This window comes from Bacillus sp. BP-3 (assembly GCF_028401955.1).
Taxonomy (GTDB): domain Bacteria; phylum Bacillota; class Bacilli; order Bacillales; family Bacillaceae_G; genus Bacillus_A.
Genome location: NZ_JAQOTJ010000046.1, coordinates 1 through 2,807 on the forward strand (window position 1 = coordinate 1; position 2,807 = coordinate 2,807).

At 29.4% G+C, this 2,807-nt stretch carries 4 protein-coding genes; all 4 read left to right on the forward strand.

Features of this window, described 5'->3' with window-relative positions; translation table 11 throughout:
- Positions 1-375 precede the first annotated feature (375 nt).
- Positions 376-594 carry a DUF2187 domain-containing protein gene (locus tag PLX19_RS25815; protein WP_272191787.1) on the forward strand — a complete coding sequence of 73 codons (219 nt, stop codon included), beginning with the start codon at positions 376-378 and terminating at the stop codon, positions 592-594.
- 134 nt (positions 595-728) lie between these two features.
- Complete coding sequence (locus PLX19_RS25820; RefSeq protein WP_272191788.1) at positions 729-1,007, forward strand: ArsR/SmtB family transcription factor; 279 nt, start codon at positions 729-731, stop codon at positions 1,005-1,007.
- A 316-nt stretch (positions 1,008-1,323) separates the two neighbouring features.
- The gene (locus PLX19_RS25825; RefSeq protein WP_272191789.1) at positions 1,324-2,031 is read left to right on the forward strand and encodes a response regulator; all 708 of its coding nucleotides are present in this window, start codon (positions 1,324-1,326) and stop codon (positions 2,029-2,031) included.
- Positions 2,032-2,278: 247 nt separating this feature from the next.
- Positions 2,279-2,623 carry a helix-turn-helix domain-containing protein gene (locus PLX19_RS25830; protein ID WP_272191790.1) on the forward strand — a complete coding sequence of 115 codons (345 nt, stop codon included), beginning with the start codon at positions 2,279-2,281 and terminating at the stop codon, positions 2,621-2,623.
- The last annotated feature ends 184 nt before the right edge of the window (positions 2,624-2,807 follow it).

A 2,807-nucleotide genomic window follows, 5' to 3' on the forward strand; every position in this document is an offset into this window, starting at 1 on the left:
GGATGGGCAAAAACACCCTACCTCTAATCTAAAACCTTCTCTATATTTTGTTCAACTTTGCACCAGAACCTTTATTTTAATGTTAGTAAATAATTTATTTTTTAAAATGTCGAATTTAGGGTTAAATTGCAAATTTTTGTTGTTTTATTTTGTTTCTCGTGTTATATTAACAATCACAAAGAGATAAAAGTCAGAATATTTAATCTTTTCCTCTCCAGTGTAATTAACATGTTTTTACACCCTCCCTCCTCTCTTTGTTGCACCTTAAAAAGAAAACAACTTGAGTTGATCTAAGTTGTTTTCTTTTTCGAAATTCTGGAAGTATTGTAATTTTTCAAACCTAGACATCATAATCAGATTTAGGAGGTCTCCCATATGGAAAAAGGAATTACAGTAAAAATAGGGGATTATGTTGAATTCCCGTATCGTGATAATCCTTCATTACAATTAATTGGATATGTAGAAAAGATTTTATTAAATACAATTATTGTAGACATTTCCGAGATAATACAAGCCAATGCATATGAAAATATAGATATGCGACAAGTTGTAAAACATGGTTGTTATAGGAAAATGAGATACGGTATTTCATAACAAATGATGACAGGTTTTAATGGATCTTAATTCTAATCAAGATAATAAAGAGAGTGTTAGATATAAAATGATATGCCTATTTCGAATTACATAATCAACAGTTAGGATATATATGTATAAAGGAGTAGAGGGATATGATTAATATATCAGAAAAATACGAAGATATTGCAAATGTATTAAAGATTTTAGCACATCCTGCACGCTTAAATGTAATAAAAATATTGCTTACAGAAGGTCCTATGAATGTAACAACATTGTGTGAAAAATTGAAAATGACCCAAAGTACAGTTAGTCAGCATTTGAATAGACTGAAAAGAGCCGAAATTGTCACAAGTACTCGAGAAGGGTTAATGACTTATTATGAAGTAGTGGACAATCGTGCAAAGATAATATATCAAATAATGTGTAAATGAAACAATTATGGCATTCTTAGAGTGAATATTTCTGTGAGAGCATGTTTTTACTATTTTTCATTGCATACATATTGGGATTTCTTTCTTGAATGTAAATATAATAACGTTTAAATTCAATATTGAGTTTTAAATATATAAGAGGATAAATTATACAATAAGAAATAGATAAATTATTTGTAAAAGGGTATTCTCCAAAAAGAGAACATGAAGGATATAACTTATATTTTATGAAAGAAAGCATTGAATATACAAAAGGAAAGAAAACAAACAATAATTACAATTGAAACATCATACAAAAGTAGGGATGAGATAGAAAATGATTAAAGTTTTAATTGTAGACGATGACCCAATGGTATTGATGCTAAATAAGTATTACCTAGAACAAGTTGAAGGATTTGAACTTGTCCGTATAGTTAACTCTGTAGAAGAAGCAATACAAGTTCTAGAAGCAATTCATATAGATATTGTATTGCTTGATACTTTTATATCAAGTGATACAGGCTTTAAATTGTTATTGGATATTCGCAATAAAGAAAAAGAAATTGATGTGATAATAATTTCGGCGGTACATAATATGGTAAATATAAAAAAAGCACTGCAATATGGGGCTGTAGATTATTTAATTAAACCCTTTACGCTTGAGCGTTTTAAGGAAGCGTTATCTACTTATCGTGAAAAGTTTAAATTTATGAAGTCGCATTCCAATATTGATCAATCGGAACTGGATAAACTAATTTTACAAAAAGAAAAAAAAGAATTCTCTATAAACAAAGAGCTTCCAAAGGGAATAACAACACGAACCTTGCAGTTAATTTGGAAGCAGATACAATCTTTTCATGGTAAAACATTTACAACAGCAGAAATGGCACAATTAGTTGGAATCTCTAGGATTGCTATGCGAAAATATATCATATTTTTAATTGAAATTGGTGTTTTAGAAGAAGAAATAGTGTATCAACAAAGAGGAAGACCGATAATTACACTGCGATGTATTGATGAAAATAAAATAAAATTGTATATATGAAGCTATCTCAAAAGATCGTTATTCAACGACTTTTTGAAATAGGGATATCCAACATGTTCATCAAGCTAACATTTTGAAGTGTCCCCAAAATGAAAATTTCCTCTTTTCATAGCCATAGGAATTTAATTCATCTTTTTCGTTTTAGGGAAGAATGTATTTCTTAAATTGATAGTGATGTGACGTGATCCCTATAGAGAATTATATGATGTAGAAAATAGGACTAAGGAACAGGGAGGACTATAAACGGATGATTGGGAGAAATATTTATCAAATTCGAAAGAAAAGGGGTCTTACTTTGTCCGAATTAGCGGAGAGGGCCGGAATTTCAAAATCCTATTTAAGTAATATTGAAAGAAGTATAAATCAGAATCCTTCTATACAAGTGCTAGAAAAGATAGGGTTAGCATTAGAAGCAGATCTTAATATGTTACTCGAAACGAAAACAAATACAGAAACAAAACTGCAGATTGAAAAAGAGTGGATTGATTTTGTTTATGAATTAAAAAAGGCAGGGATTAATAAAAAAAAGCTTGAGAATTATAAAATATTAATTGATTTTATTAAGTGGCAGAATTCAGGAGTATATAAGTAAAAGAAAGTGTGAAATGTGTTAAGTAATTTATCTTCATTTAGAAATTGGCCCAGTACCAGCGTTCTTGTAATTAGGGGCAAAGTAGCAACTAAGTGTAGAAAGTTAGTCCTATATGCATGTATTTTGCAGTAACAAAAAGGTGCTAAATGAATAATGTTACGAATTATTTTTGAGACAGTATTTT

What these genes read in the sequence shown, in the direction of transcription:
- PLX19_RS25825 (WP_272191789.1), top strand. Translation starts at nt 1,324, where the DNA reads ATGATTAAAGTTTTAATTGTAGACGATGACCCAATGGTATTGATGCTA.
- PLX19_RS25820 (WP_272191788.1), top strand. Translation starts at nt 729, where the DNA reads ATGATTAATATATCAGAAAAATACGAAGATATTGCAAATGTATTAAAG.
- PLX19_RS25815 (WP_272191787.1), top strand. Translation starts at nt 376, where the DNA reads ATGGAAAAAGGAATTACAGTAAAAATAGGGGATTATGTTGAATTCCCG.
- PLX19_RS25830 (WP_272191790.1), top strand. Translation starts at nt 2,279, where the DNA reads ATGATTGGGAGAAATATTTATCAAATTCGAAAGAAAAGGGGTCTTACT.